The organism is Fundidesulfovibrio putealis DSM 16056 (assembly GCF_000429325.1).
GTDB lineage: Bacteria > Desulfobacterota > Desulfovibrionia > Desulfovibrionales > Desulfovibrionaceae > Fundidesulfovibrio > Fundidesulfovibrio putealis.
In genome coordinates, this window is the sequence record NZ_KE386886.1 from 153,821 (window position 1) to 175,748 (window position 21,928).

Here is a 21,928-nt window from a genome sequence, read left to right on the forward strand (position 1 = left end):
GTCAAGGTCCGCACGGGATGCGCTTTACCGGGACCGCCCCGGCTGGTATAGACCGTTTCGCATGTCCCCATCCTTCTCCGTAATCGTTCCGGTCCTCGGCGAAGAGGATCTGGTGAACCGCGTGGTGGATCACATCCGCACCGTGGGCTACGGTCGCCGGGTGGAGATACTGGTGGCCGACGGCCATCCGCAGCGCACCACCCTGGCCGCGCTGGACCGCCCCGGCGTGCTGGCCGTGCCCGCACCGCGCGGACGCGCCCGCCAGATGAACGCCGCGGCCCGCAAGGCATCCGGAGACGTGCTGGTCTTCCTGCACGCGGACAGCACGCTGCCCGCCGGAGCCTTCGAGGCCATGGAAGCCGTTCTTTCCGACCCCGCGCGCGTCGGCGGGGCCTTCGACCTGGCCATTCGCTCCACCCGTTTCTCGCTTCGCCTGATCGCCTGGGCCGCCACCCTGCGCTCGCGCCTGACGCGCACCCCCTACGGCGACCAGGCCGTGTTCCTCACCCGCACGGCCTTCCAGGCCCTGGGCGGCTACGCCGACCTGCCCGTGCTGGAGGACGTTGACCTCATGCGCCGCCTGCGCCGCGCCGGGATGCGCATCGGCTTCGCCAAAGGCCGCGCCGTCACCTCGCCGCGCCGCTGGGAATCCGAAGGCGTCTGGCGGCGCACCTTCATCAACTGGGCCATCATCATCCTGTACATCCTGGGCGTCCCGCCCGAGCGCCTTGCGCCGCTGCACCGGACGCGCCCCCATACGGAGGAATCATCATGAACGTGTTCGACGAACTTGCCGGGGGCGACCTCGCCGCCACCGGGCTGGACGTGCTCCAGGTGAACGTGGGCCTCAAGTGCAACCTGTCCTGCTCGCATTGCCATCTGGAAGCAGGCCCCTCGCGTAGCGAGCTCATGGACGCCGCCACCCTGGACGCCATCGCCGCCACCGCCGAGGCCGTGCGCCCCCGCGTGGTGGACATCACCGGAGGTTCGCCGGAGTTCAACCCGCATCTCCCGGCCTTCCTGCGCCGTCTGCACGCCGCAGGCCTCCCCCTTCAGGTGCGCTCCAATCTGGCCATCCTCATGGAGCCCGGTTTCGAGCACTTCTTCGATCTTTACTCCTCCCTTGGCATCGACCTCGTGGCCTCGCTGCCCTGCTATCTTCAGGAGAACGTTGACCCCATGCGCGGCCCCGGCGTGCACGCCAAGGTCATCGCCGCCATGCGCCGCCTGAACGCCCTTGGTTATACCCAACCCGAAGGCCCGCGCCTGGACCTCGTGTTCAACCATCCCCTCGGGCCTTATCTCCCCCCCGCCCAGAAAGGCCTGGAGGACGCCTACCGCGCCGAGTTGGCCAAGCACGGCGTCATCTTCTCCAACCTGTTGACCATCACCAACATGCCCCTGGGACGCTATCTCGAAGAGCTCGAAGCCAAGGGTCAGGCCGACGGCTACTGGCAGCTGTTGCGCGATACATTCAACCCCGACACCCTCCCCGGCCTCATGTGCCGCAAGCAGGTGAACATCGGCTGGGACGGCACGCTCTACGACTGCGACTTCAACCAGGCGCTTGGCCTCAAGATCAACCACGGCGCGCCCGACCACATCCGCGATTTCGACCAGCAAGCGCTGGCCGCGCGCGTCATCGTCACCGGGCCGCACTGTCTCGGCTGCACTGCCGGGGCCGGGTCCAGCTGCGCAGGGACCTTGGCGTGAGGAGGAGAACTGGGACTCCGTCCCAGACCCTGGCAGGGCTCCGCCCTGCACCCGCCAGGGGGATGATCCCCCTGGACCCTCAGTGTGCTTCGCATACGTGTGGGCAAGCTTTGGCCGGTGTTGGGGGTTGTCACGGACGCGCCATGCGCGGCGGGCGACGAATCGTCTTCAAATCGGTTCAAGCCCGCCGCGCATGGCGTGGATGGGACAACCCCCAGCGCCGGACCAATCGAAGCTTTGCGCGCTGGGACGCATAGCTGCTTATACGTTTTTGAAGGAGAATCCAGAGGGGACAACTTTTCAGGAAGAAATGTTGGACGCTGCAAAGCAGCGCCCAAAGGGCGAAGGCCAGGACGGCCCGAGTCACACGAATTTCCAAAAAGCTTCCTCTCTGGCCGCCGAAGGCGATCTTGCACCCATGACAAACAAAATCTGCCTGCTCTTCATGCTGCGCGCGCCGCTGCACGGCAAAGTCAAAACCCGGCTGGCCCGCGAGGTCGGCCACGATGCGGCGCTCGCGCTGTACAAGGCGTTCGTCGAGGACATGCTGGACAGCCTGGACGGCTGCGGCGCGGATATCGCGTTCTTTGTGGAGCCGGGAGAGGGCATCGGAGAAATGCGGGCGTGGCTGGGCGACGGGCGTGTGTACGTGCCGCAGTGCCATGGCAACCTGGGCGACAGGATGCGCGCTGCGTTCGAGTGGGCGTTTGGCGCGGAGTATACGGCTGCGGCCTGCATCGGGTCGGACATCGCCGTGCTGTCGCATTGGCACGCGAAATCACTGGTGCGGCTTATGCGGTCGGAACCGGCCCTGATCGGCCCAAGCCCTGACGGCGGCTATTGGACCATTGGATTCGGCAGAAAGAGCTATTTGCCGCAGGCGTTCGAGAGCATGCCCTGGAGCACGCCGGAGCTGTTCGGGATAACCATGGGCGTCATGCAGCCGCTGCAACCGGCGACGTTGCCGGAACTGGCGGACATCGACACACTGGAAGATTTGCGTGCGTTGGTGCGGGCGCGTCCGGCGGGAGTCGCCCGGAGGACGCTGGCAGTGGCCGGGGCGCTGCTCGGTCAGGAACCGTTCAAAGACCAGTCGTAGGGAAGATACTTCAATTTGACCTTGCCGCCGTGTGCGGCAAGAGCGTCTCGGAGGGCGGGGTCCGCGTGGCGCGCTACGAACGCGATCACCCCGTCCGCCCCGCCGAAATCCGCCTCGAACCAATCGAAAATTGCACTCACGAAGAGCGTGTCCCCCGTGAGACGCGCCCGGTCAGGCGTTCGCACGAAGGCCCGCGCGGCCCGGTCCAGCTGTTCGTCCAGGCGAGCGGCTTCGTAGGGCTCGGGCAAGAGCGGCGGACAGCCCTTGGACGCGCAGTTGATGGCTGCGTGGAGCCTTGGGTCCTTGAACTGCTTGCGCAGGATCTCGTGCTCCAGCGCGTCCAAGGTGATGGTCCCGGCGCAGGTGCGCACCACGGGAAGCTTCCAGGGCGAGCCGAACAGGCCGCCGATGTCCCGGATGGAGGCCACGGGGAAATGGTCCAGGATGAGCCTTATGGTCGCGGCGTTGTAGAGGTTGATGTACGCGGCGAAGCGCTCGCGCTCGGGGAGCGATGGCAGGTCGGCGGCGGCCAGCTGCGCCAGATAGGCGTCGAGCCTGGATGGGTCGGCCTTGAGGCCGGTATAGTCCACGATGCCGTTGTGAACGTGCTTGGCGAGCACCTGCGCGAAGAGGGCGCTGTCCACCGGCTGCGCTTGGGCGGGTGCTGCGGCCAGGAGGAGACAGGTTGCTAAGGTCGAGAGCAGTAGTTTGGGTATCATGGGGGCATCCTCGCTGATCTTGCCTGCCCAGACAACACAAGATCCACAATAATCCAGATTGCTCCCCACATAGCGCTATGTGGGTTGATGCATTTTCTTTTCTGGAGAGAATGCCTGGTTATCGACTCGCCGTGGCGGGTCAAAATCACCAGGAGATTCTTACAATGCACCATCGAACAACCGGAAACAACGCAACTCACACCGCATTTCCTCCTCTGAAGGCCGTACTCTCTGACCTTTTCCAAGACCAAGGACTGACAGCACACTTCAACGGGGCCAACCACCGCCAATCGTTCGTCGCGCCTCTTGGCCCTGCGCCTGCTGATCACGCCCGGCGAAGGGTGTGGGAAATCCTGCGCGCTCTCGAACCCGAAATGCTCAGGCGCTTTCTGCCCGCATTCCATCTGGAACAGAAACACAAGCGCGACCAGGTAAGACGCCGCAAACTCGACCATCTGCGCCGTACAGACCCCCTCTTTGAGCGCTCCATGCACATTCTGGAATGGATTCTTCCCAAGCTGTCCAAAGCTGCCGTCAGAGCCCTCGAACAGGGCCTTGCGGCACATCCTCATGCGTTCGTCAGGTTTTACGCTTCGCTTCGCAAGCTGGCCGAGGATGTGGAACTCACTCTTCACGCGCCCAATCACAGCGGAAAATGAACTGAGGCGACAAGCCTTCAAATCACCCACTAAAGGAGACTAACATGGGATTTTTCGGCAACACATCCTCCAACGATGACGACCTGTTCGGTTCGCATCCCGGTGCGGCAGGGCCGAGCCTTTTCACCGATCCTGGCAAGTTCACCGGTGTCCTGAACGCTTACAAACCGCTTTACCAGCAGACGCTGGCAACAGACGGCGATCCGGTCCAGGGCATGGCCCAGGCGAAGATGGTGAATATGAGCGGTGGAGGGCAGAGCAGCGGCGGTACGCTTTCGAATGCAGCCGAGGAAGAGCCATTTGGCAAAAACGACAGAATCAGGGAGAAGAAACGGCAGTTGGAGCAAGGGACCGTGCGGGAAAGCGAAGCTGGGCCGATGAATGAACCTTATGATCCTGAAAGCGTGGCGGTACGCGGAAGGGGCGGTTCTCAATTGTCGCCGGAGTTGAAGGATAGGCTCCGGTCAGAGTTGAATGATACCAGGTTCAAAGACATGGACCTCGACTCTCTCAAGCTCTATCGGGGGAAAACGCCTTGGTACATGCCCGGTGACAAACAAGCGATCACCTTGGAGAATCACATTTACCATAATGATCCGAATTTCGACCCGGAGAACAACCCTAAGCACTTTAACATACTCAAAGAAGAAGCGATTCATTCCGGGCAATTCCAGGACAATATGACACGTCCAGGATATTTGCTTGAGGGCCTTCTCAAAGGGTATGAAGACAGCAAATGGGAAGACGAGGCCCAAAGAATTGCTGGAACTGGTCGTTATGCACAAGTTCCACCTACAACCAATGAGACACCGCAGCGGCAGCCCGTCGAAGAGAAGGATCTCACCGAGTAACTGAGTAGCGACAGAGATACCACCAAGCCCCTAAACAGTCCTGGCCAGAAGCATGTGCCTGGCCAGGACGCTCGACATTTGAAGTCCGTCAGACTTGACGCGCAACGCGGCAATATATAAAATTCGCATAAAATATATAAATAGTATGCACGCTTTGGCGGCAACAATTCAACCGAGATGTCCCCCAGACAACGGAATGCTTATGAAAAAATCAAACGCGATTATATTACTCGTATTCGTCACATTCGCAACCATCTCCAGCGGATGTTTTCTATATTCAGCAAGCTACAAAAACCTTGACCCAAGGTGCAAAGGCTGGGTCAAGCAATACTATGCAGAATACGACAGAAGCAAGGAGTTCATACTGTCTATCCCAGACGCCGAAACACGTTACAGTTACTATATATGCATCAACAGAATAACGGCAACATTTGCTATTGGCGACGACGTCTTCAACGACATTCCAACCCCAACGATTAAAATGCTGAAGGAAAAACTCCCAACATGCAAAGGAAGCTGGGAATACTGGAAATCATTCGGCATTATTTATGAACTACACTTTTCTGGATCATATAATGTTTCGAAAGACGAGGAGATGATTTCAATCATGAAAAACAGCGTCTCAAGAATCACAAGTGAAATTTTCAAAGAAGACGCAGAAAAAATGATCAGATACATAACAAGCTCCGGGACCCAGAAGACCGTGAACAAATGAGACAGCGACAATTCAACAACGAAAATACCAGAAAATCTGGAACAAACACGATGAATGTTCGTATGACACTATAATCACCTTATCAATGACCATGACAACACTTCACGGCTGTTTCTGGCACCATGTCGATTATAGCAAATTTGACAATCGGTGTAAGCAATGGACTACACAGCATACGCTTGAAAAAGACGAAGCTGGATATATTCAAACAGTATTCCCCGACATTGAATCGCGATATTCTTATTATATGTGCATAAACATTACCACCGGCTCAATGTCAGTTTTCCCACCAGTGCTCTATGACAAACCAGAAGAGTCGATTGAGTTTTTGAAGCGAAAAATTATATCAAACACAGAAGACATGGAAACCTGGTTAATAGTCGACATTCTCAAAGACATGCAAGCCAGCAAGATTTACAACGTCAAAGGCGACTATGAACTGACAAGAATCATAACACACAAAATTACCACCATGAAAGACAAGGATTGGGCGCGAATGACAGAAGCCAAGCTTAACTTTATGATACTAAAGAAATAGCACTTAACATCGTAGCGACAGAGCAAACATCGGTGAATGTCGGCGCACTCCATTGACCGCCTCTCCACCCCGCCAACACAAAAGGGGAAGCGCGATCTCTCGCGCTTCCCCTTAATCTTTCGCACTATTCCAACACACCCGCTCCATCCCGCGAAGCCCATAGCCGGGTCCAGGGGAGGCTTCTCCCCTGGCGGGTCAAGGGCAGAGCCCTTGCGGGTCCGGGCGGTGCCCGGTTCGGTCTTACTCCGGCCTCTCTCCCCTACGACCTGTAATCCGCGTTGACCTTCACGTACTCGTAGCCCAGGTCAGCGGCCAGCAGCAGGTACTCGCCGTTTCCGGCTCCCAGGTCGATGTCCACGGCGATCTCGCTGCGGCGCATGTGCGGGGCCAGCAGGCTGTCCAGGTCTCCGGCCACGGGCTGTCCGTTCAGGAATACCGGAATCTGCCCGATAGACACGCTCACGTTCTCCGGCTCGAACTGCGCGCCGGAGCGCCCCACGGCGGCCACGATGCGGCCCCAGTTGGCGTCGCGCCCGAACATGGCGGTCTTGACCAGGGGCGAATGCCCCACGGCGCGGGCGCAGAGCTCGGCGTCCATGTGGTCTTCCGCGCCGGTGACGTGCACGCGGATGATCTTGGTGCCGCCCTCGGCGTCCTCCACGATCATGTAGGCCAGTGCCTGGCAGAGTTCGTTCATGGCTGCGCCAAGCACGGCAAGCTCGTCCTCGGAGTGGACGTCCACGCCGGACGCGCCGTTGGCCATGGCCAGCACGCAGTCGTTGGTGGAGGTGTCGCCGTCCACGGTGATGGCGTTGAAGCTGGCGTCCACGGCGGCGGCCAGCATCTCCTGCCACTGGGCGGGCTCCACCTTGGCGTCGCAGGCCACGAAGCCGAGCATGGTGGCCATGTTGGGGCAGATCATGCCCGCGCCCTTGGCGATGCCCACGAGGCGGATTTCGCGCCCGTCGATCTCGACGGAGCCCCAGGCGATCTTGGTGAAGGCGTCGGTGGTCTTGATGGCCTTGGCGGCGTCCAGGGGACCGGCCTGCCCGAGCTTGGCGGCAAGGGCCGGGACTTCGGCGCGCCACAGGTCCATCTTGAGCTGCGGCCCGATGACGCCCGTGGAGGCGGGCAGGATCTCGCCTGCGGAGATTCCCAGGCGCTCGGCCACCAGCTCGAGGGTCTCGCGGCAGTTGGCCTCGCCCTCGGCTCCGGTGCAGGCGTTGGCCTGCCCAGCATTCACCAGGAAGGCCCGGATGCTTTCGGAATTATCCAGGTTCTCGCGGGCCACCAGCACGGGCGCGGCCTGGAACAGGTTCTTGGTGAACACGCCCGCTCCGGCTGCGGGCCGGTCGGAGACGATGAGCGCCAGGTCGTCGCGGCCCTGGTAGCGGAAGCCCGCGTCGTGGGTGGCGAAGGAAAATCCTTTGGGAACGGGTACGGTTTTTTCCATGTTACTGCTCTCCCCTGGCTTCGCGCACGACTTCCATGAGGTACTGGCCGTACGAGTTCTTGAGCATGTCCTGGGCCAGATGCTCCAGGTCGGCGTCGGAAATGTAGCCCATGCGGAAGGCGATCTCCTCCAGGCAGGAGACCTTGAGCCCCTGGCGGTCCTGGATGGCCTGCACGAAGCTGGCCGCGTGGTGCAGCGACTCGTGGGTGCCGGTGTCCAGCCAGGCGAAGCCGCGTCCCAGGAACTCCACCTTGAGCTGGCCGCGCTTCAGGTACTCGTTGTTCACGTCGGTGATCTCGAGTTCGCCGCGCGGCGAGGGCTTCAGGTTCTTGGAGATCTCCACCACCTGGTTGTCGTAGAAGTACAGGCCGGTCACGGCGTACTTGCTCTTGGGCTTGGAGGGCTTCTCCTCGATGGAGATGACGTTCTTGTCCTGGTCGAACTCCACCACGCCGTAGCGTTCGGGGTCGCGGACCTTGTAGCCGAAGACCACGCCGCCCTGGTCCAGCTGGGCGCAGCGTTGCAGCACCTTGGCCATGCCCTGGCCGTAGAAGATGTTGTCGCCAAGCACCAGGCAGACCTTGTCGCCCGCGATGAACTCCTCGCCCAGGATGAAGGCCTGGGCCAGCCCCTCGGGCTTGGGCTGCACCTTGTACTGGATATTGAGGCCAAGCCACGAGCCGTCGCCCAGCATCTCCTCGAAACGGGGAAGGTCCACGGGGGTGGAGATGATCATGATTTCCCGCACGCCCGCCAGCATGAGCACGGACAGGGGGTAGTAGATCATGGGCTTGTCGTAGACGGGCAGGAGCTGCTTGCTGACGACTCTGGTGATGGGGTAGAGTCTCGTGCCTGAGCCGCCGGCCAGGATGATGCCTTTCATGCATGTCCTCGTTTGTGTTTTCTTAAAGAAGTTTTGTGGCCCATGCCCGCCAAATTTGCAACCGTCAAGGTGGTTTCTCATGAGAGAGTCGGTTCTTCTCGCCATTGCCCAGGATACGACCATATTTCCGGGCCAGCGCGTGTTCATGGCATCGGGCGCTCCGTCGGGCGGCCTGTCCCCCGTGCTTCCCGCAGTGGGGGAGCTGCCGATGCTCGGCGTCGGGGCGTATCTTGGCCGCATGAGCGACACCCCCATGTTCCAGGTGGCGGGCCGCATGCGCTGGGCGGAAGGGGGCGCGTCCCCGGCCATGGACGTCATCATGGCCGACGCCCTGGAAGAGGTGTTCCTGCCTGCCGGCGCGTCGACCTTCTCCGCCTGGACCGGCGGCTTCAGCCTGGCCTGGGTGACGCTCTCGGACAAGGGCGCGGCGGGACTGCGGGATGATTCGTCCGGGCCGCTGATCGGCGACATGGTGGCGGCGGAGCTCGGCCTGTCGGTGATCCAGGGGCACATCCTGCCTGACGATACGCGCCGCCTGAAGGCCCTGCTGACCGATCTTGCCCTGACCCAGCGCTTCGACATCGTGGTGACCACCGGCGGCACCGGGGTCGGCCCGCGCGACATCACGCCGGAGGCCACCATGGCGGTGCTGGAAAAGCGCCTGCCCGGCTTCGAGACGGCCATGGCCCTTGCGGGGATTCAGTCCACGCCGCGCGCGGTGATCTCGCGCGCCATGGCGGGATTTCTGGGGAACTGCCTGATTGTGAACCTGCCCGGCTCGCCCAAGGGCGTCCGCGAGACGCTGGCCGCCGTGCTGCCCGCCATGGAGCACGCCATCGAGAAGTGCCAGGGCGACCAGGGGGACTGCGGGACGATATAGGGTTCAGACTACGCGTTCAGGCGGTGTGCGGCGTAGCCTTGTCCTGGGCCAGGATGTACTCCAGGCACTTCTCGCCCGAGAGGGACCTGCTGAAATATAAGCCCTGGAACACCGTGCACCCCATGGCCCGGAAGCGCAGGTACTGCTCCAGGGTCTCGACCCCTTCCACCACCAGGGTGTAGCCCATCCTGGCGCTCAGGTTGACGATGCTTGCGATGATGTGCCCGTTGACCCCGTTGGGCGAGTCCATGGTCAGGGAGCGGTCCAGCTTGAGGACGTCCACCGGGAACTGCCGCAGGTAGCGCAGCGAGGCATGCCCCATGCCGAAATCGTCGATGGCCACCCGCACACCCGATTCCCGCAGGCGGCGCAGGGTGGCCAGGGTGCGCGCGTCCGGCAGGAGCGCCACCGATTCGGTGATCTCAAGCTCCAGCACGCCGGGGCCGAGGCCGTTGGCGGCCAGAACAGACTCCACCTTTTGCGCCAGCTGCGCCTCCTGGAACTGCCGGGGCGACATGTTCACGGACATCACGACCCCCTCTCCGGCCAGCACGCTCCAGGCCGAGCGCTGGGCGCAGGCCTCCTTCAGGACCCACAGGCCGAGCCGGTCGATAACGCCCGCGTCCTCGGCCAGGGCCACCGTGACCGGGGGCGGGATGAGCCCGTGCACCGGATGCCTCCAGCGCAGCAGCGCCTCCACGCCCACCACCCGCAGGCCCCCGCCCGCAAGCTGCGCCCCAAGCTGCGGCTGATACTCCAGGAACAGCTGAGAGTCCCTGTCCAGGGCGTCCAGCAGGTCGTCGGCCAGAGTCTTGGCCAGCCTGCCCTCGGCGCCGGGCCGGTCCAGGCATTTGCAGCCCCGAAGCCCCATGTCGCCGCCGCAGGCCGTGCGGGCCAGCAGCCCGAGCGCCTCGCGGTAGCTGCGCTCGTGCACCCGGTCGGCCAGGGCCACGAAAGGCAGGTACACCAGCGTGCCCAGCATCAGATTGAAGGCCTGCATGGCCACGCCCGCCATGGACCCGGTGGTCGCGTAGCCGCTCAGGAACACGGGCGCGGTCCAGGAGGTGGCCGCGATGGTCCGGGGAACCAGGTCCAGCACAGTGGCCGCGTAGGCGCACAGCGTCTGGATAAGCGGCGCGGCCAGGAAGGCCACGGCGTAGACCGGATTGAACACCAGGGGGAGGCCGAAGAGAATGGGCTCGTTGACGTTGCACAGTGCCGGAGCCAGCGCGAACAGGCACAGCTTGCGGCTGCCGCCGTCCCTGCCCCTGAGAAGGATGGCCGCGATGAGGCACAACGTGCTGCCTGAACCGCCGATCATGGCGAAGGCGTCCAGGAACGGCTTGGTGACGACGAAAGGCGGGACCAGCCCGGCGGCTGCCGCGCCCATGTTGTCCAGGGCCGCGGGGACCAGGATGGAGTGTTCCACCTGATACAGGATGTTGGGGCCGTGCGCGCCGAAGAACCAGAACACCTGCGCCAGGCCCGTGTAAGCCAGACCCTGGGCGAGGCCGTCGCCTTCCCCCTGGAACATGTCCACCAGCACCGCCTGGGCCACGGCGTTCAGGTTGGCAGCCCCGGACAGGTCCAGCCCGATGCGCGCCAGGCCGAACAGGAAGATGACGATCATGCCAGCGGGCATTGCCGTCAGCACGTCGTGGACCACGGGGTCCTGCCCGGCGGCGGAGAGCGGCAGGCGCAGCCAGCGCGACCGGGCCAACCGCAGGAACAGTTCGCCGCTCACTGCCGCGACCAGGAGCGCCACCAAAAGCCCCCTGTCCAACGACATGAAATCGCGCAAGGCCGAGACGTCCGAGGGCGCAGTGATGACGAAGAAACAGGAGAGGACGATGGTCGCGGACATCCCGGCGCTCACGTGGCGGGCGGGAAAACGCTGGTTGCTGAGGGAGGCCAGACTGTAGCCGAAAGAGCACAGCACCGCCAGGGACGCGATGCCGAACGAGCCCCGGATGAGGTTGTCGCAAAGGGTGCGCCAGTGGACGCCAAACAGGCCGTCCAGCCCTGTCTGCAACGAGGGGAAGGGAAAATCCCGAACCAGGAGCGCCACGGACCCTGCCATGACCAGCGGCAGGACCAAGGTCAGCCCGCGCTGTATCGCCAGGAAAAACGGGCGTTCCCCCAGCGCCGAGGCCATTTCCGCCATCTGCTGATTGAAAAGCCCGGACCACCGGCCGCTCCGGCTCCGCTCCTGCCCGTTCTCCACTGCCGTCTCCAGGCCGTATCGTCTTGATTTGCGCGACGCGACGCACAAAAGCGATGCGTCGGTGGGCATTCTCCATGCTCGAAATACGTCCGGGAGGCAATCTATTCCACCACCGTCGGGATGCAGCCTATATGCGTCGCCTTCTTGATATGCCGCGCAACCGCATGCTTGCCATGGGCGCACCAAAATGTTTAGTCTGTCCGAGTTGTACCGGAGTAATGATGTGAGCATGCGGCTTTTCGACATGGTCGGGTGTTTGTCCAGCGCCATGGACCTGGTCAGCCCGGAGGTGGCGGGGCACCATCTGCGCGTGGGGGCCATAGCCTCCAGACTGGCCGAGGTGGCCGGGCTTCCTGGCCGCGAATGCGCGGACCTTGCCCTGGCGGGCATGCTCCACGACATCGGCGCATTTTCCCTCAAGGGCCGCATCGACGCCCTGTCCTTCGAATCCGACGACCAGACCCACCCCGAAATCGGCTACCGCCTGCTGCGCGCCTACCCGGAGTTCAGCCGCGCCGCCGACATGGTCCGCTCGCACCACTGCCTGTGGAGCAAGACCGGCCAGCGCCCGCCGGTGCTGACGCCGGAGCTCGAACTGGGGAACCTCCTCTGTCTGGCCGACCGGGTGGACACGCTCCTGCCGCGCGCGCCTGGAAAAGGCTTCGACCGCGACGTCCTGCTGAGAAAAATCCGCTCCGCCTCGGGGCGCATGTTCAACCCCTGGTGGGTGGAAGCCCTGGAGACCCTGGCCGGGCCTGACGGGTTTCTGGAAAAGACCGCCTCCAGCTCCGCCAGCCACGGCTGCCTGGCAGTTCCCGATGAGCACAACCCGGAGCTTTCGGGCCGCGAGGTCTCCCGCCTAGCCCGCTTGTTCAGCCAGGTGATCGACTTCCGCTGCCGGTTCACCGCCACCCACTCGCGCGGGGTGGCCGCCACCACCATGCTCCTGGCCCGCGAGCTGCACCTTGGCGGCGATGAACGCGACTGCCTGGAAGTGGCCAGCGAACTGCACGACCTGGGCAAGCTGGGCGTTCCGGCGGAGATCATCATGAAGCCAGCCGCTCTGAGCAGGGACGAGATGATCACCATGCAGCGCCACGCCGAACACGGCTACCACGCCCTCTCCGGCCCCACCGGGCTTGCGGGCGTGGCCAAGCTGGTGGTGGAGCACCACGAGCGCCTGGACGGCCAGGGCTACCCCTACGGCAGGCATGCCTCCCAGATCAGCCTGCCGTCGCGCGTGCTGGCCGTTTCCGACGTGTTCACCGCCCTGGGCGAGGACCGCCCCTACCGGCCCGGCATGGAAATCTCGCGCATCGTCTCGATCCTGGAGGATCAGGCGGATCGTTACATCCTGGACCCCGACGTGGTGAGCCTCATCTCCGCGCGCCGCCACGACCTGGACGCCGCGCGCCGCCACGCCCAGGCCCAGGCCCTGGCCGACTTCGATCGCTTCACCTCGGGTATTGCCCCCTAGGGCCGAAGACGCTAGGTTGCCCCAAGCAGGAAAGCGGGGCGACATGGATCAATACCGGGCCGACCTCCACGTTCACTCGAAATACTCGCGAGCCACCAGCAAGGGCCTGACCCCCAGGCATCTGGCCGCATGGGCCAGGGCCAAGGGGCTGGACGTGGTGGCCACGGGAGACTTCACCCATCCCCAATGGCTGGAGGATCTCAAAGCCCAGCTCGTCCCGGACGGCGAAGGGCTCCTGCGCCTGGCAGACCCCCAGGGCCTGGAGCCGGAAATCCCCTGGCTTACCGGATATCCCCTGCCCGGCCACGCCAAGTTCATCCTCTCCGCCGAAATAAGCTCCATCTACAAACGGGGCGGCAAGGTCCGCAAAGTCCACAACCTGGTCTACGCGCCGTCCTTCGAGGCCGCCGAGAAGCTCAACGCCAAACTCGCGCGCGTGGGCAACCTGGCCTCGGACGGGCGCCCCATCCTGGGCCTGGACAGCCGCCACCTGCTGGAGATGGTCCTGGAGACCGACCCGCTGGCCTTTCTGGTTCCGGCGCATATCTGGACGCCCTGGTTCTCCATCTTCGGCTCGAAATCCGGCTTCGATTCGGTGGAGGAGTGCTTCGGCAGCCTCTCTTCGCATATTTTCGCCCTGGAAACCGGCCTTTCATCCGATCCGGACATGAACTGGCTGGTCTCCAGCCTGGACCGCTACCGCCTGATCTCCAACTCCGACGCCCACTCCGGCGAGAAGCTCGGGCGCGAGGCCAACCTCTTTTCCGGCCCGGTGTCCTATGAGGGCATCTACCGGGCGCTGCGCGGCGAGGGCGTGGGGCACGATTTCCTGGGCACGGTGGAGTTCTTCCCCGAAGAGGGCAAATACCACCTGGACGGCCACCTGGACTGCGGCGTGGTCATGGACCCGCACGAGACCAAGGCCAAGCGCGGCGTCTGCCCGGTGTGCGGCAAGCCCCTCACCGTGGGCGTCCTGCACCGGGTGATGGACCTTGCCGACCGGGAGCAGCCCGTGAAGCCCCAGGGTGCGCCGGGATTCGTGTCGCTCATCCCGCTGAACGAAGTGCTGGGCGAAATCTACGGGGTCGGGCCGACCTCCAAGAAGGTCAAGGCCCACATGGCCCGGCTGCTGTCGCGCCTGGGGCCGGAGTTGCACATCCTGTCGGATGCGCCGCTTGAGGATCTGGCCAAGGATTCTCCCATATTGGCCGAGGCGGTGTCGCGCATGCGCCAGGGCAAGGTGTTCCGCCAGCCCGGCTTCGACGGCCAGTACGGGCGCATCCGGGTTTTCAGCCCGGACGAGCTGGCCCGGCTGGTGCGAGGAACGGCTCTGGTCAGCCCGCCCAATACCGGAAGCGGCGACGTGCCGGGAGACCCGGTTCAGCCGGGCGCGGTCCGGACCCCGGATGAGGCCCGCGCCGGGGAAGCCGCCGCTGTCCGGAGCCTCAAGAATCCCACGACACCCAGCCCGCCTCCCCCATCCATGAACGAACGCCAGCGCCACGCCGCCACCGCCACCGACCAGCGCCTGCTGGTGCTGGCCGGACCCGGCACCGGCAAGACCCATACGCTCATCGCGCGCATCCGCCATCTGCTGGAAGGCGTGAACACCGGCGACAGGCCCAGGCCCGGCGCGGACCCCGCGTCGCTTTTGGTGGTTACCTTCACCCGCCGCGCGGCCCAGGAGCTCAAGGACCGCCTGGACGGCGTGCCCGTGCGCGCGGACACGCTGCACGCCCTGGCACACGAATACTGGACCGAAGCCTACGGAGAAAAACCGGTGCTCCTGTCCGACGAGGCCGCGCGCAGACTGTTCGCCGAGGTCAACCCGGAGCTGACCGGCCCCAGGCTCAAGCAGGCCTGGCAGCAGCTGACCATCGACCGCGAGCGCATGCGCCGCCGCCCCCTGCCCGTGTGGCCCAAGGCTCCGGGCCAGCCCAAGCCCGCCCTGGAGGCGTCTGCCCTGGTCCAGGCCGATCCGCCCGGAGGCGCGTCTGGCCTCACGGCTGGCGACCGTCCGGCGAGCGCGGCCATGGACGCTGTCGGCGCAGCGCCCCTTACCCAGGCGTCCGGCCACCCTGGTGGCCACCCCGGCGGCCAGACCGGAGGCCCCACGGGCGGGCTCACGCTCGAAGACCACGCCTCGCGCTACGCCAAGCAGAAGGCTTCCTGGAATCTGGCCGACTACACCGACCTGCTGGAGTTCTGGCTGGAGAAGATCGAATCCGGCATCTATGAGAATGGGTTCAAGCACGTGCTGGCCGACGAAGTGCAGGACCTCTCGCCTCTGCAACTTGCCATCATCCGCGCCCTGGCCGACGGGCAGTCGCGCTCCTTCTTCGGCATCGGCGACCCCAACCAGTCCATCTACGGCTTCCGTGGCGCGGTCACGGACGTGGCCCGCGAGCTCCAGGGCTTCTGGCGCGACCTGTCCGTGGTGGCCCTGGAAGAGAACTACCGCTCCACCCAGCCCATCCTCGACCTGGCACACGGCCTGTTCCCGAATTCGCGCAAGCTCCTGGCCATGCGCCCAGTGTCCCAGTCCGGACGGGGCGAAATCATGGAATTTACCGCTCCGCAAGCCCTGCGCGAGGTCTCCTGGATGGCCGAAAAGATCAGGCAGCTCCTGGGGCCGACCTCCAGCACCCTCAGCCGGGGCAAGCACCACGACCTCTCCCCCGGCGACATCGCTATCCTGGTGCGCTTCCGGGGGTTGATGGAGCCCATCCAGAAGGTGCTGACGCGCTTTGGCGTGCCCTGCTCCGTGCCCGAGTCCGAGGCCTTCTGGGCGGACTCGCGGGTGAAGGCCATCCTGAACGCCGCCGGGAGATTCCTGGGCATGGCCGGGATGGAGGGCGCGCTCACCCTGGCCTGCCCGGACCGGGTGCTGGCCAAGGGGCCGAAAGAGATCGCCTTCTACCTGCGCGACGTCGCGCCCTTCGACCACCTCTTCTGGCAAAGCCCGGAGTTCGGCCAGCTGGTGGACGCCTACGCCAAGCACGGCGGCTGGGCCGGGCTCCTGAGCCACGTCAACGCCCAGAGCGAGCTGGAACTGGTGGGACGGCGCGCCGAGAAGGTGCGCATCATGACCCTGCACGCCTCCAAGGGGCTGGAGTTCGAGGTGGTGTTCATGCCCGCCCTGGAGGACGGCATCCTGCCCTTTGCCGGGATGGGCATGCTGACGGGGAAACTCTCGGCCTCCGAGACCCCGCCCGACGAGCGCGAGGAGGAGCGCCTGTTCTACGTGGGCCTGACGCGCGCCAGGACCCGCCTGTACCTGAGCCACGCCGAGAAGCGCGAGCTCTACGGTCGGCTTTTGATGCTCAAGCCCTCGCGCCTTTTGAAAAAGCTCGACCTGCACGCGGCCAGCCGCTCGCACCTGGTGGCCAGGACCGTGCGCAAGGAAGAACAGCTGGGTCTTATCTAATTCCTCCTATTCCGGTCGGGCTTGCCACACACTCCCGCAATGGCTATCTGCTCCCCACAGATCACGATCATCCCTGGAGAATTTATGAGCGCCACCTACAAAATCCACCCCATCGTGGCGGGTTCCAAGCGTTTCGACAAAGGCTTCATGACTTACCAGCAGCAGATGGGCACCCCCTACGTCATCCCGCTGTACGCCTGGCTGATCCTGGGCGGCGACAAGAAGATCCTGGTGGACACGGGCGAATTGCGCCCCATCGTCACCCCGGACCGCGAGGAGTTCATCGGAGGCAAGATCGAGACCATCGAGGAGGGCCTGGCCCGCTTCGGCCTGACCCCGGCGGACATCGACATCGTCATCCACACCCACTTGCACCGCGACCACTGCGAGAACGACTACAAGTTCGAGAACGCGAAGATCTACGTGCACGAGAAGGAACTGGAGATCTGCCACGACCCGCACCCCATGGACTACCGCTACCAGGAGGACTTCATCCTGGACGTTGAGGAAAACGGGCAGATCGTGGCGCTGACCGAGGACACCGAAGTGGTCCCTGGCGTGAGAATGATCCACACCCCGGCCCACACCGAGGGCGGCATGAGCGTGATGGTGGACACCGAGAAGGGCAAGGCGCTCATCACCTCCTTCTGCTGCATCATGGACAACTTCTACCCGCCCAAGGAAGTGAAGGGGCTCGGGATGGAGGTCATTCCGCCGTCCACCTGCCTGGACGTGAAAGAAGCCTACGACATCGTGCTCAAATGCCGGGACATGGCCGACATCATCATCCCCCTGCACGAGCCGAGTTTCGCCAAAGGCGACCCCATCGGATAGCTGAAAACTGCGGTGAGGACGGGGTGGCGCTAAAAGAACAGGGCGCTGTGCCATCACGAAGGGCACAGCGCCTGTGCCATGCCAGGCTCATGCGAAGACCGCTGTGCCGGGCATCAACTCGAATTGCGGCCTCAACAACCCGGCAGCCCTGCCAGGAAAATACCAACCCCAGGCAGCCGCCAATCTTTCCGGATTCGCATGATTTGCACGACAATGTATTCAAAAACAGTCGCCAAGACCACAATCTTTGTTTTTATCACGATAATTAATACACTTCTCATTGCAGAAGTGTACTCATGGTTTGTTTTTCAAGGATTTATCGCTGCGCCAGCCACCCCCACGCAAAACCAGAACAATTCGAGTCCGGCTTTTGGCAGCGCGTATGAACTTGATGAGAAATTGGGGTACAGACTTAAATCGAAATCTTCCAGCCTTGAAGGAGAAGTCCAATACGCCAACAAGACGTACTCGATGAATAAAGCTCCAGGAACTCTTCGAATAATATGCGTCGGCGGATCGACGACCATCGGGATTGACAACCCCAAGCTATCGTATCCAGCGATATTGCAAGACATGTTCACCTTCGCACTGGCCAACTGCGATATAAAAGTGGAAGTGATCAACGCAGGAGCAATGGGGTATAACAGCTGGCACACCAAACTCCGTGCGGAAAAAGAACTCGATATCCTTGATCCTGACTTGTACATTGTCATGGATGGCACAAACGACGTCATTGCAGCAGCAGCGATCGAGAACATCGAAGATGCGATAAAGCAACGAAACATCCTTACGCGCCAGATAAGTCTCAACGCAAAGCCAACCGCGACGAGCAGCCCCTACCTCAGACACGACTCATCATTGCTTCTTGACCGCCTGAACGACATAGGACTCGTCAAAACCATCAGAACCCACGTTGATGCCTTCTTCTCTGCAGACATTCTGGATCAAAAAATGAAGGCGTTTGGCTTCTCCGAGAATATTTCCGAGTTCATTGTCGAGCGTAAAAGCAAGGGGATCGACGTCGCCCTTGTGAACTATGGATGGATTGCCAGCGACAACCTCAACGCAACCAGAAAGAACATTCCTTTCAAATACAACATCCCACTCTTTCAATTCGGACGGTCATATATTCGGAAATCACTGTCCGGCATATCGCAAAAACTCGACACGCCACTCATCGACATGCAGCCATGGACGGACGCGCTGCTCCAGCAAGCTCCCCTCGCATACAGAATATTCGTCGATGAACTTCACTATACTCAGTTCTTCAACTATTTTATCGCACGCGAAATTTTCGAGAAGTTAAGAACCCACCCCCGCCTCGCAAAACACGCTGCACAATGCCAGATCCCATCCCCTCCAGACATGGATAAGGAGTTTTCCTACTGCATCGGGTGGGGAGAATACTACTCTGGATTCGGACTCCCGACACAATCGTCACATGCTGTCCAGACATACGACACCGAGTGGCATAACCTGATGTATCTTGACGAGACCCATGACGACTCCGGAAAAGGGACCTCATACAAGATTATCTCTCGAAGTGACATTGAAAGCGACGGAACTTTAGAAGTATCCATCGCCTCTGACAGTTGTGATGGCCATACTGACTATTTCCCCAGGATTTTTTCCAACGAAGGCATGGTCGTCGTGGAACAATTCACCGGTGGGACGTGGAAAAAAATATCTGAACTCGTCAACTACAAGAGCACAGGGGAATGGTCTCCGATTGGCTCACGATACTATTTCGATTGTCACGCAGCTGATGGTCCTCAACGCATTCGCATCAAACTATCCGGGAAGGCGCAACTGTTCAGCTACCAAGACAACATACTTTTCCATACGCAACTACCATGACGCGGTGCGCTGGGCGGCAATAGTTCTTTTCGTCCACGGCCCCGTCCGACCCACGCTTCACATCGGGCGATAATTTTCAAAACGGACTGAACACCCTCCCTTCCCCCCCTTGCCTGAGCGCCCCGCCTGGAGTAGTTGCCTGCGCTTCCACAGAGGGCTATGAACGCCGATCATCCGGCAGAGCCCCAAAAAGGAGTCCACCATGCGTGAACGGTTCCTGTCCCATCTGCGCCAGACACTCGACCAGATCCGCGCCGACGGCTTCCAGAAATCCGAACGCGTCATCGACAGCCCCCAGTCGTCCACCATCCACCTCTCCCAGGGTGCGGACGTGCTGAACTTCTGCGCCAACAACTACCTTGGGCTGGCCGACGACCCGCGCCTTATCCAGGCAGCCAAGGAGGGGCTTGACCGCTTCGGCTTCGGCATGGCCTCGGTGCGCTTCATCTGCGGCACCCAGACCATCCACAAGCAGCTTGAAAGCGCCCTCTCGGCCTTCCTGGGCACCGAGGACACCATCCTCTACTCCAGCTGCTTCGACGCCAACGGCGGCCTGTTCGAGACGCTCCTCTCCGCCGAGGACGCCATCATTTCCGACTCGCTGAACCACGCCTCCATCATCGACGGCGTGCGCCTGTGCAAGGCCAAGCGCTTCCGCTACTTAAACAACGACATGGCCGACCTGGAGGCCAAGCTGAAAGAGGCCGACGCTGAGGGCGCGCGCTTCAAGCTGATCGCCACCGACGGAGTGTTCTCCATGGACGGCATCATCGCCGACCTGAAGGGCGTGTGCGACCTGGCCGACAAGTACGGCGCGCTGGTCATGGTGGACGACTCCCACGCTGTGGGCTTCGTGGGCGACAAGGGCCGCGGCTCCCACGAGCACTGCGGCGTGCTGGACCGGGTGGACATCCTCACCGGGACGCTCGGCAAGGCCATGGGCGGCGCGTCCGGCGGCTATACGTCAGGCCGCAGGGAGATCGTTGACCTTCTGCGCCAGCGCTCGCGGCCGTACCTCTTTTCCAACTCGCTGGCTCCGTCCATCGCCGCAGCGTCGGTTGCCGTGCTGGGCCTCCTGGACAGCGCCGAGGGAGCAGCCCTGCGAGCCAAAGTCCGCGACAACGCCGCCCGTTTCCGCGCTGCCATGCAGGCCCACGGCTTCACCCTGGCGGGCAGAGACCACCCCATCATCCCGGTGATGCTTGGCGACGCCGTGCTGGCCGGGCGCATGGCCGAGGAACTGCTGAAGGAAGGCATCTACGTGATCGGCTTCTCCTACCCCGTGGTGCCCAAGGGCGCGGCCCGCATCCGCACCCAGATGAGCGCCGCGCACACTCCCGAACAGATCGACCGCGCCGTGGCCGCCTTCGCCAAGGTGGGCAAGGCCCTGGGCGCGATCTAACCCGAAACGCAAACGACACGGACACCCATATGAAAGCACTGGCTAAAACCCACGCCGGACCGGGCCTCGAGCTGATCGACGTCCCCATGCCGGAGGTCGGGCACAACGACGTCCTGATCAAGATCAAGAAGACCGCCATCTGCGGCACGGACGTCCACATCTGGAAATGGGACGACTGGGCGCAGAAAACCATCCCCGTGCCCATGCACGTGGGCCACGAATACGTGGGCGAGATCGTGCAGCTCGGCCAGGAGGTGCGCGGCTTCGAGATCGGCGACCGCGTGTCCGGCGAGGGCCACATCACCTGCGGCTTCTGCCGCAACTGCCGCGCCGGGCGCAGGCACCTGTGCCGCAACACCTTCGGCGTGGGCGTGAACCGCCCGGGCTCCTTCGCCGAGTACCTGTCCATCCCGGCCTTCAACGCCTTCAAGATCCCAGACGACATCTCCGACGACCTGGCCTCCGTGTTCGACCCCTTCGGCAACGCCGTGCACACCGCCCTGTCCTTCGATCTAGTGGGCGAGGACGTGCTGATCACCGGAGCCGGGCCGATCGGCATCATGGCCGTGGCCATCTGCCGACACGTGGGCGCGCGCCATGTGGTGATCACCGACGTGAACGACTACCGCCTGGACCTGGCCCGCACCATGGGAGCGACCCGCGCCGTGAACGTCTCGCGCGAAAACCTGAAGGACGTCATGGCTGATCTGCGCATGACCGAGGGCTTCGACGTGGGCCTGGAGATGTCCGGCGCGCCCCAGGCCTTCGTGGCCATGCTCGAGAGCATGAACCACGGAGCGAAGGTGGCGCTCCTGGGGATTCCGCCCGCGAACACCTGCATCGACTGGAACCACGTCATCTTCAAGGGACTGGAAATAAAGGGCATCTACGGACGCGAGATGTTCGAGACCTGGTACAAGATGGTGGCCATGCTGCAAAGCGGGCTGGACATCTCGACAATCGTCACCCACAGGTTCCCCATCGAGGAGTACCAGAAGGGCTTCGACGCCATGATCAGCGGCCAGAGCGGCAAGGTGATCCTGGACTGGGCCTAGCTGAAACAACTGCGCTTCGCCGTTGCCATCTCAGGCGGGCGGACCGGCATGGTCCGCCCGCCTTTTTGCGTGGACGCGCAATGCGCTTCAAAATAGAAAAGGCCCCGCCGGAGCGGGGCCGTGCACTCATGGAAGATGGCAG

General features: G+C 62.7%; 18 protein-coding genes. 14 read left to right on the plus strand and 4 right to left on the minus strand.

Translation table 11 applies throughout. The features are described 5' to 3' along the window. The first annotated feature begins 61 nt into the window (after nt 1-61). The 3 genes from G453_RS0120850 to G453_RS25685 all read left to right on the plus strand — a co-directional run bounded on the left by G453_RS0120850 (nt 62) and on the right by G453_RS25685 (nt 2,812). The gene (locus G453_RS0120850) at nt 62-775 is read left to right on the plus strand and encodes a TIGR04283 family arsenosugar biosynthesis glycosyltransferase (RefSeq protein ID WP_027192594.1); all 714 of its coding nucleotides are present in this window, start codon (nt 62-64) and stop codon (nt 773-775) included. Beyond that, nucleotides 772-1,713 carry an arsenosugar biosynthesis radical SAM (seleno)protein ArsS gene (gene arsS, locus G453_RS0120855; protein WP_027192595.1) on the plus strand — a complete coding sequence of 314 codons (942 nt, stop codon included), beginning with the start codon at nt 772-774 and terminating at the stop codon, nt 1,711-1,713. The genes G453_RS0120850 and arsS overlap by 4 nt, the downstream gene beginning before the upstream one ends. Nucleotides 1,714-2,026: 313 nt before the next feature. Next, the gene (locus tag G453_RS25685) at nt 2,027-2,812 is read left to right on the plus strand and encodes a TIGR04282 family arsenosugar biosynthesis glycosyltransferase (RefSeq protein ID WP_205620094.1); all 786 of its coding nucleotides are present in this window, start codon (nt 2,027-2,029) and stop codon (nt 2,810-2,812) included. Here the strand turns inward: G453_RS25685 and G453_RS0120865 are convergent. Continuing rightward, nucleotides 2,785-3,531 (minus strand): DUF547 domain-containing protein, encoded by a 747-nt coding sequence (locus G453_RS0120865; RefSeq protein ID WP_027192596.1) that lies wholly within the window; start codon nt 3,529-3,531, stop codon nt 2,785-2,787. The genes G453_RS25685 and G453_RS0120865 overlap by 28 nt on opposite strands. A 164-nt stretch (nt 3,532-3,695) precedes the next feature. Between G453_RS0120865 and G453_RS28255 the strand changes: the two genes are divergently transcribed. The 4 genes from G453_RS28255 to G453_RS28260 all read left to right on the plus strand — a co-directional run bounded on the left by G453_RS28255 (nt 3,696) and on the right by G453_RS28260 (nt 6,294). Beyond that, entirely contained in the window at nt 3,696-4,190 is a 495-nt protein-coding gene (locus tag G453_RS28255; RefSeq protein ID WP_156921047.1) for a hypothetical protein, read from the plus strand. A gap of 44 nt (nt 4,191-4,234) precedes the next feature. Further along, nucleotides 4,235-5,041 (plus strand): hypothetical protein, encoded by an 807-nt coding sequence (locus tag G453_RS0120875; RefSeq protein WP_027192598.1) that lies wholly within the window; start codon nt 4,235-4,237, stop codon nt 5,039-5,041. Nucleotides 5,042-5,243: 202 nt separating this feature from the next. After that, entirely contained in the window at nt 5,244-5,756 is a 513-nt protein-coding gene (locus G453_RS0120880) for a hypothetical protein (protein WP_027192599.1), read from the plus strand. Nucleotides 5,757-5,841: 85 nt separating this feature from the next. Then, nucleotides 5,842-6,294 (plus strand): hypothetical protein, encoded by a 453-nt coding sequence (locus tag G453_RS28260; RefSeq protein WP_156921048.1) that lies wholly within the window; start codon nt 5,842-5,844, stop codon nt 6,292-6,294. Nucleotides 6,295-6,553: 259 nt separating this feature from the next. Here the strand turns inward: G453_RS28260 and argJ are convergent, their stop codons facing one another. Then, nucleotides 6,554-7,747, minus strand: a complete 1,194-nt coding sequence (gene argJ, locus G453_RS0120890; RefSeq protein ID WP_027192601.1) for a bifunctional glutamate N-acetyltransferase/amino-acid acetyltransferase ArgJ — start codon at nt 7,745-7,747, stop codon at nt 6,554-6,556. 1 nt (nt 7,748) lies between these two features. Beyond that, entirely contained in the window at nt 7,749-8,630 is an 882-nt protein-coding gene (gene rfbA, locus G453_RS0120895) for a glucose-1-phosphate thymidylyltransferase RfbA (RefSeq protein ID WP_027192602.1), read from the minus strand. A 79-nt stretch (nt 8,631-8,709) separates the two neighbouring features. Here rfbA and G453_RS0120900 point away from each other — a divergent pair, with 79 nt between their 5' ends. Further along, the gene (locus G453_RS0120900; protein ID WP_027192603.1) at nt 8,710-9,510 is read left to right on the plus strand and encodes a MogA/MoaB family molybdenum cofactor biosynthesis protein; all 801 of its coding nucleotides are present in this window, start codon (nt 8,710-8,712) and stop codon (nt 9,508-9,510) included. A 16-nt stretch (nt 9,511-9,526) separates the two neighbouring features. Here G453_RS0120900 and G453_RS0120905 read toward each other — a convergent pair whose 3' ends face one another. Further along, the gene (locus G453_RS0120905) at nt 9,527-11,803 is read right to left on the minus strand and encodes a PTS sugar transporter subunit IIC/EAL domain-containing protein (protein ID WP_169725386.1); all 2,277 of its coding nucleotides are present in this window, start codon (nt 11,801-11,803) and stop codon (nt 9,527-9,529) included. A 160-nt stretch (nt 11,804-11,963) separates the two neighbouring features. On the opposite strand from G453_RS0120905, the gene G453_RS28265 reads away from it, so the two are divergent. The 6 genes from G453_RS28265 to tdh all read left to right on the plus strand — a co-directional run bounded on the left by G453_RS28265 (nt 11,964) and on the right by tdh (nt 21,786). Beyond that, nucleotides 11,964-13,211: an HD-GYP domain-containing protein gene (locus G453_RS28265; RefSeq protein ID WP_169725387.1), complete on the plus strand. Its 1,248-nt coding sequence runs from the start codon at nt 11,964-11,966 to the stop codon at nt 13,209-13,211. A gap of 43 nt (nt 13,212-13,254) precedes the next feature. Beyond that, nucleotides 13,255-16,638 carry a UvrD-helicase domain-containing protein gene (locus tag G453_RS0120915; protein ID WP_027192605.1) on the plus strand — a complete coding sequence of 1,128 codons (3,384 nt, stop codon included), beginning with the start codon at nt 13,255-13,257 and terminating at the stop codon, nt 16,636-16,638. Between the two features lie 84 nt (nt 16,639-16,722). Beyond that, nucleotides 16,723-17,472: an N-acyl homoserine lactonase family protein gene (locus tag G453_RS0120920; RefSeq protein ID WP_043647000.1), complete on the plus strand. Its 750-nt coding sequence runs from the start codon at nt 16,723-16,725 to the stop codon at nt 17,470-17,472. A gap of 213 nt (nt 17,473-17,685) precedes the next feature. Further along, nucleotides 17,686-19,329: an SGNH/GDSL hydrolase family protein gene (locus G453_RS0120925; protein WP_156921051.1), complete on the plus strand. Its 1,644-nt coding sequence runs from the start codon at nt 17,686-17,688 to the stop codon at nt 19,327-19,329. A gap of 202 nt (nt 19,330-19,531) precedes the next feature. After that, complete coding sequence (locus G453_RS0120930; RefSeq protein ID WP_027192608.1) at nt 19,532-20,731, plus strand: glycine C-acetyltransferase; 1,200 nt, start codon at nt 19,532-19,534, stop codon at nt 20,729-20,731. A gap of 29 nt (nt 20,732-20,760) precedes the next feature. Next, complete coding sequence (gene tdh, locus G453_RS0120935; RefSeq protein WP_027192609.1) at nt 20,761-21,786, plus strand: L-threonine 3-dehydrogenase; 1,026 nt, start codon at nt 20,761-20,763, stop codon at nt 21,784-21,786. Nucleotides 21,787-21,928: the final 142 nt, after the last annotated feature.

Excerpts from the sequence above, each read along its gene's own strand:
- G453_RS0120850 (WP_027192594.1), top strand. The coding sequence starts at position 62 with ATGTCCCCATCCTTCTCCGTAATCGTTCCGGTCCTCGGCGAAGAGGAT.
- arsS (WP_027192595.1), top strand. The coding sequence starts at position 772 with ATGAACGTGTTCGACGAACTTGCCGGGGGCGACCTCGCCGCCACCGGG.
- G453_RS0120865 (WP_027192596.1), bottom strand. The coding sequence starts at position 3,531 with ATGATACCCAAACTACTGCTCTCGACCTTAGCAACCTGTCTCCTCCTG.
- G453_RS28255 (WP_156921047.1), top strand. The coding sequence starts at position 3,696 with ATGCACCATCGAACAACCGGAAACAACGCAACTCACACCGCATTTCCT.
- G453_RS0120875 (WP_027192598.1), top strand. The coding sequence starts at position 4,235 with ATGGGATTTTTCGGCAACACATCCTCCAACGATGACGACCTGTTCGGT.
- G453_RS0120880 (WP_027192599.1), top strand. The coding sequence starts at position 5,244 with ATGAAAAAATCAAACGCGATTATATTACTCGTATTCGTCACATTCGCA.
- G453_RS28260 (WP_156921048.1), top strand. The coding sequence starts at position 5,842 with ATGACCATGACAACACTTCACGGCTGTTTCTGGCACCATGTCGATTAT.
- argJ (WP_027192601.1), bottom strand. The coding sequence starts at position 7,747 with ATGGAAAAAACCGTACCCGTTCCCAAAGGATTTTCCTTCGCCACCCAC.
- rfbA (WP_027192602.1), bottom strand. The coding sequence starts at position 8,630 with ATGAAAGGCATCATCCTGGCCGGCGGCTCAGGCACGAGACTCTACCCC.
- G453_RS0120900 (WP_027192603.1), top strand. The coding sequence starts at position 8,710 with ATGAGAGAGTCGGTTCTTCTCGCCATTGCCCAGGATACGACCATATTT.
- G453_RS0120905 (WP_169725386.1), bottom strand. The coding sequence starts at position 11,803 with ATGCCCACCGACGCATCGCTTTTGTGCGTCGCGTCGCGCAAATCAAGA.
- G453_RS28265 (WP_169725387.1), top strand. The coding sequence starts at position 11,964 with ATGCGGCTTTTCGACATGGTCGGGTGTTTGTCCAGCGCCATGGACCTG.
- G453_RS0120915 (WP_027192605.1), top strand. The coding sequence starts at position 13,255 with ATGGATCAATACCGGGCCGACCTCCACGTTCACTCGAAATACTCGCGA.
- G453_RS0120920 (WP_043647000.1), top strand. The coding sequence starts at position 16,723 with ATGAGCGCCACCTACAAAATCCACCCCATCGTGGCGGGTTCCAAGCGT.
- G453_RS0120925 (WP_156921051.1), top strand. The coding sequence starts at position 17,686 with ATGTATTCAAAAACAGTCGCCAAGACCACAATCTTTGTTTTTATCACG.
- G453_RS0120930 (WP_027192608.1), top strand. The coding sequence starts at position 19,532 with ATGCGTGAACGGTTCCTGTCCCATCTGCGCCAGACACTCGACCAGATC.
- tdh (WP_027192609.1), top strand. The coding sequence starts at position 20,761 with ATGAAAGCACTGGCTAAAACCCACGCCGGACCGGGCCTCGAGCTGATC.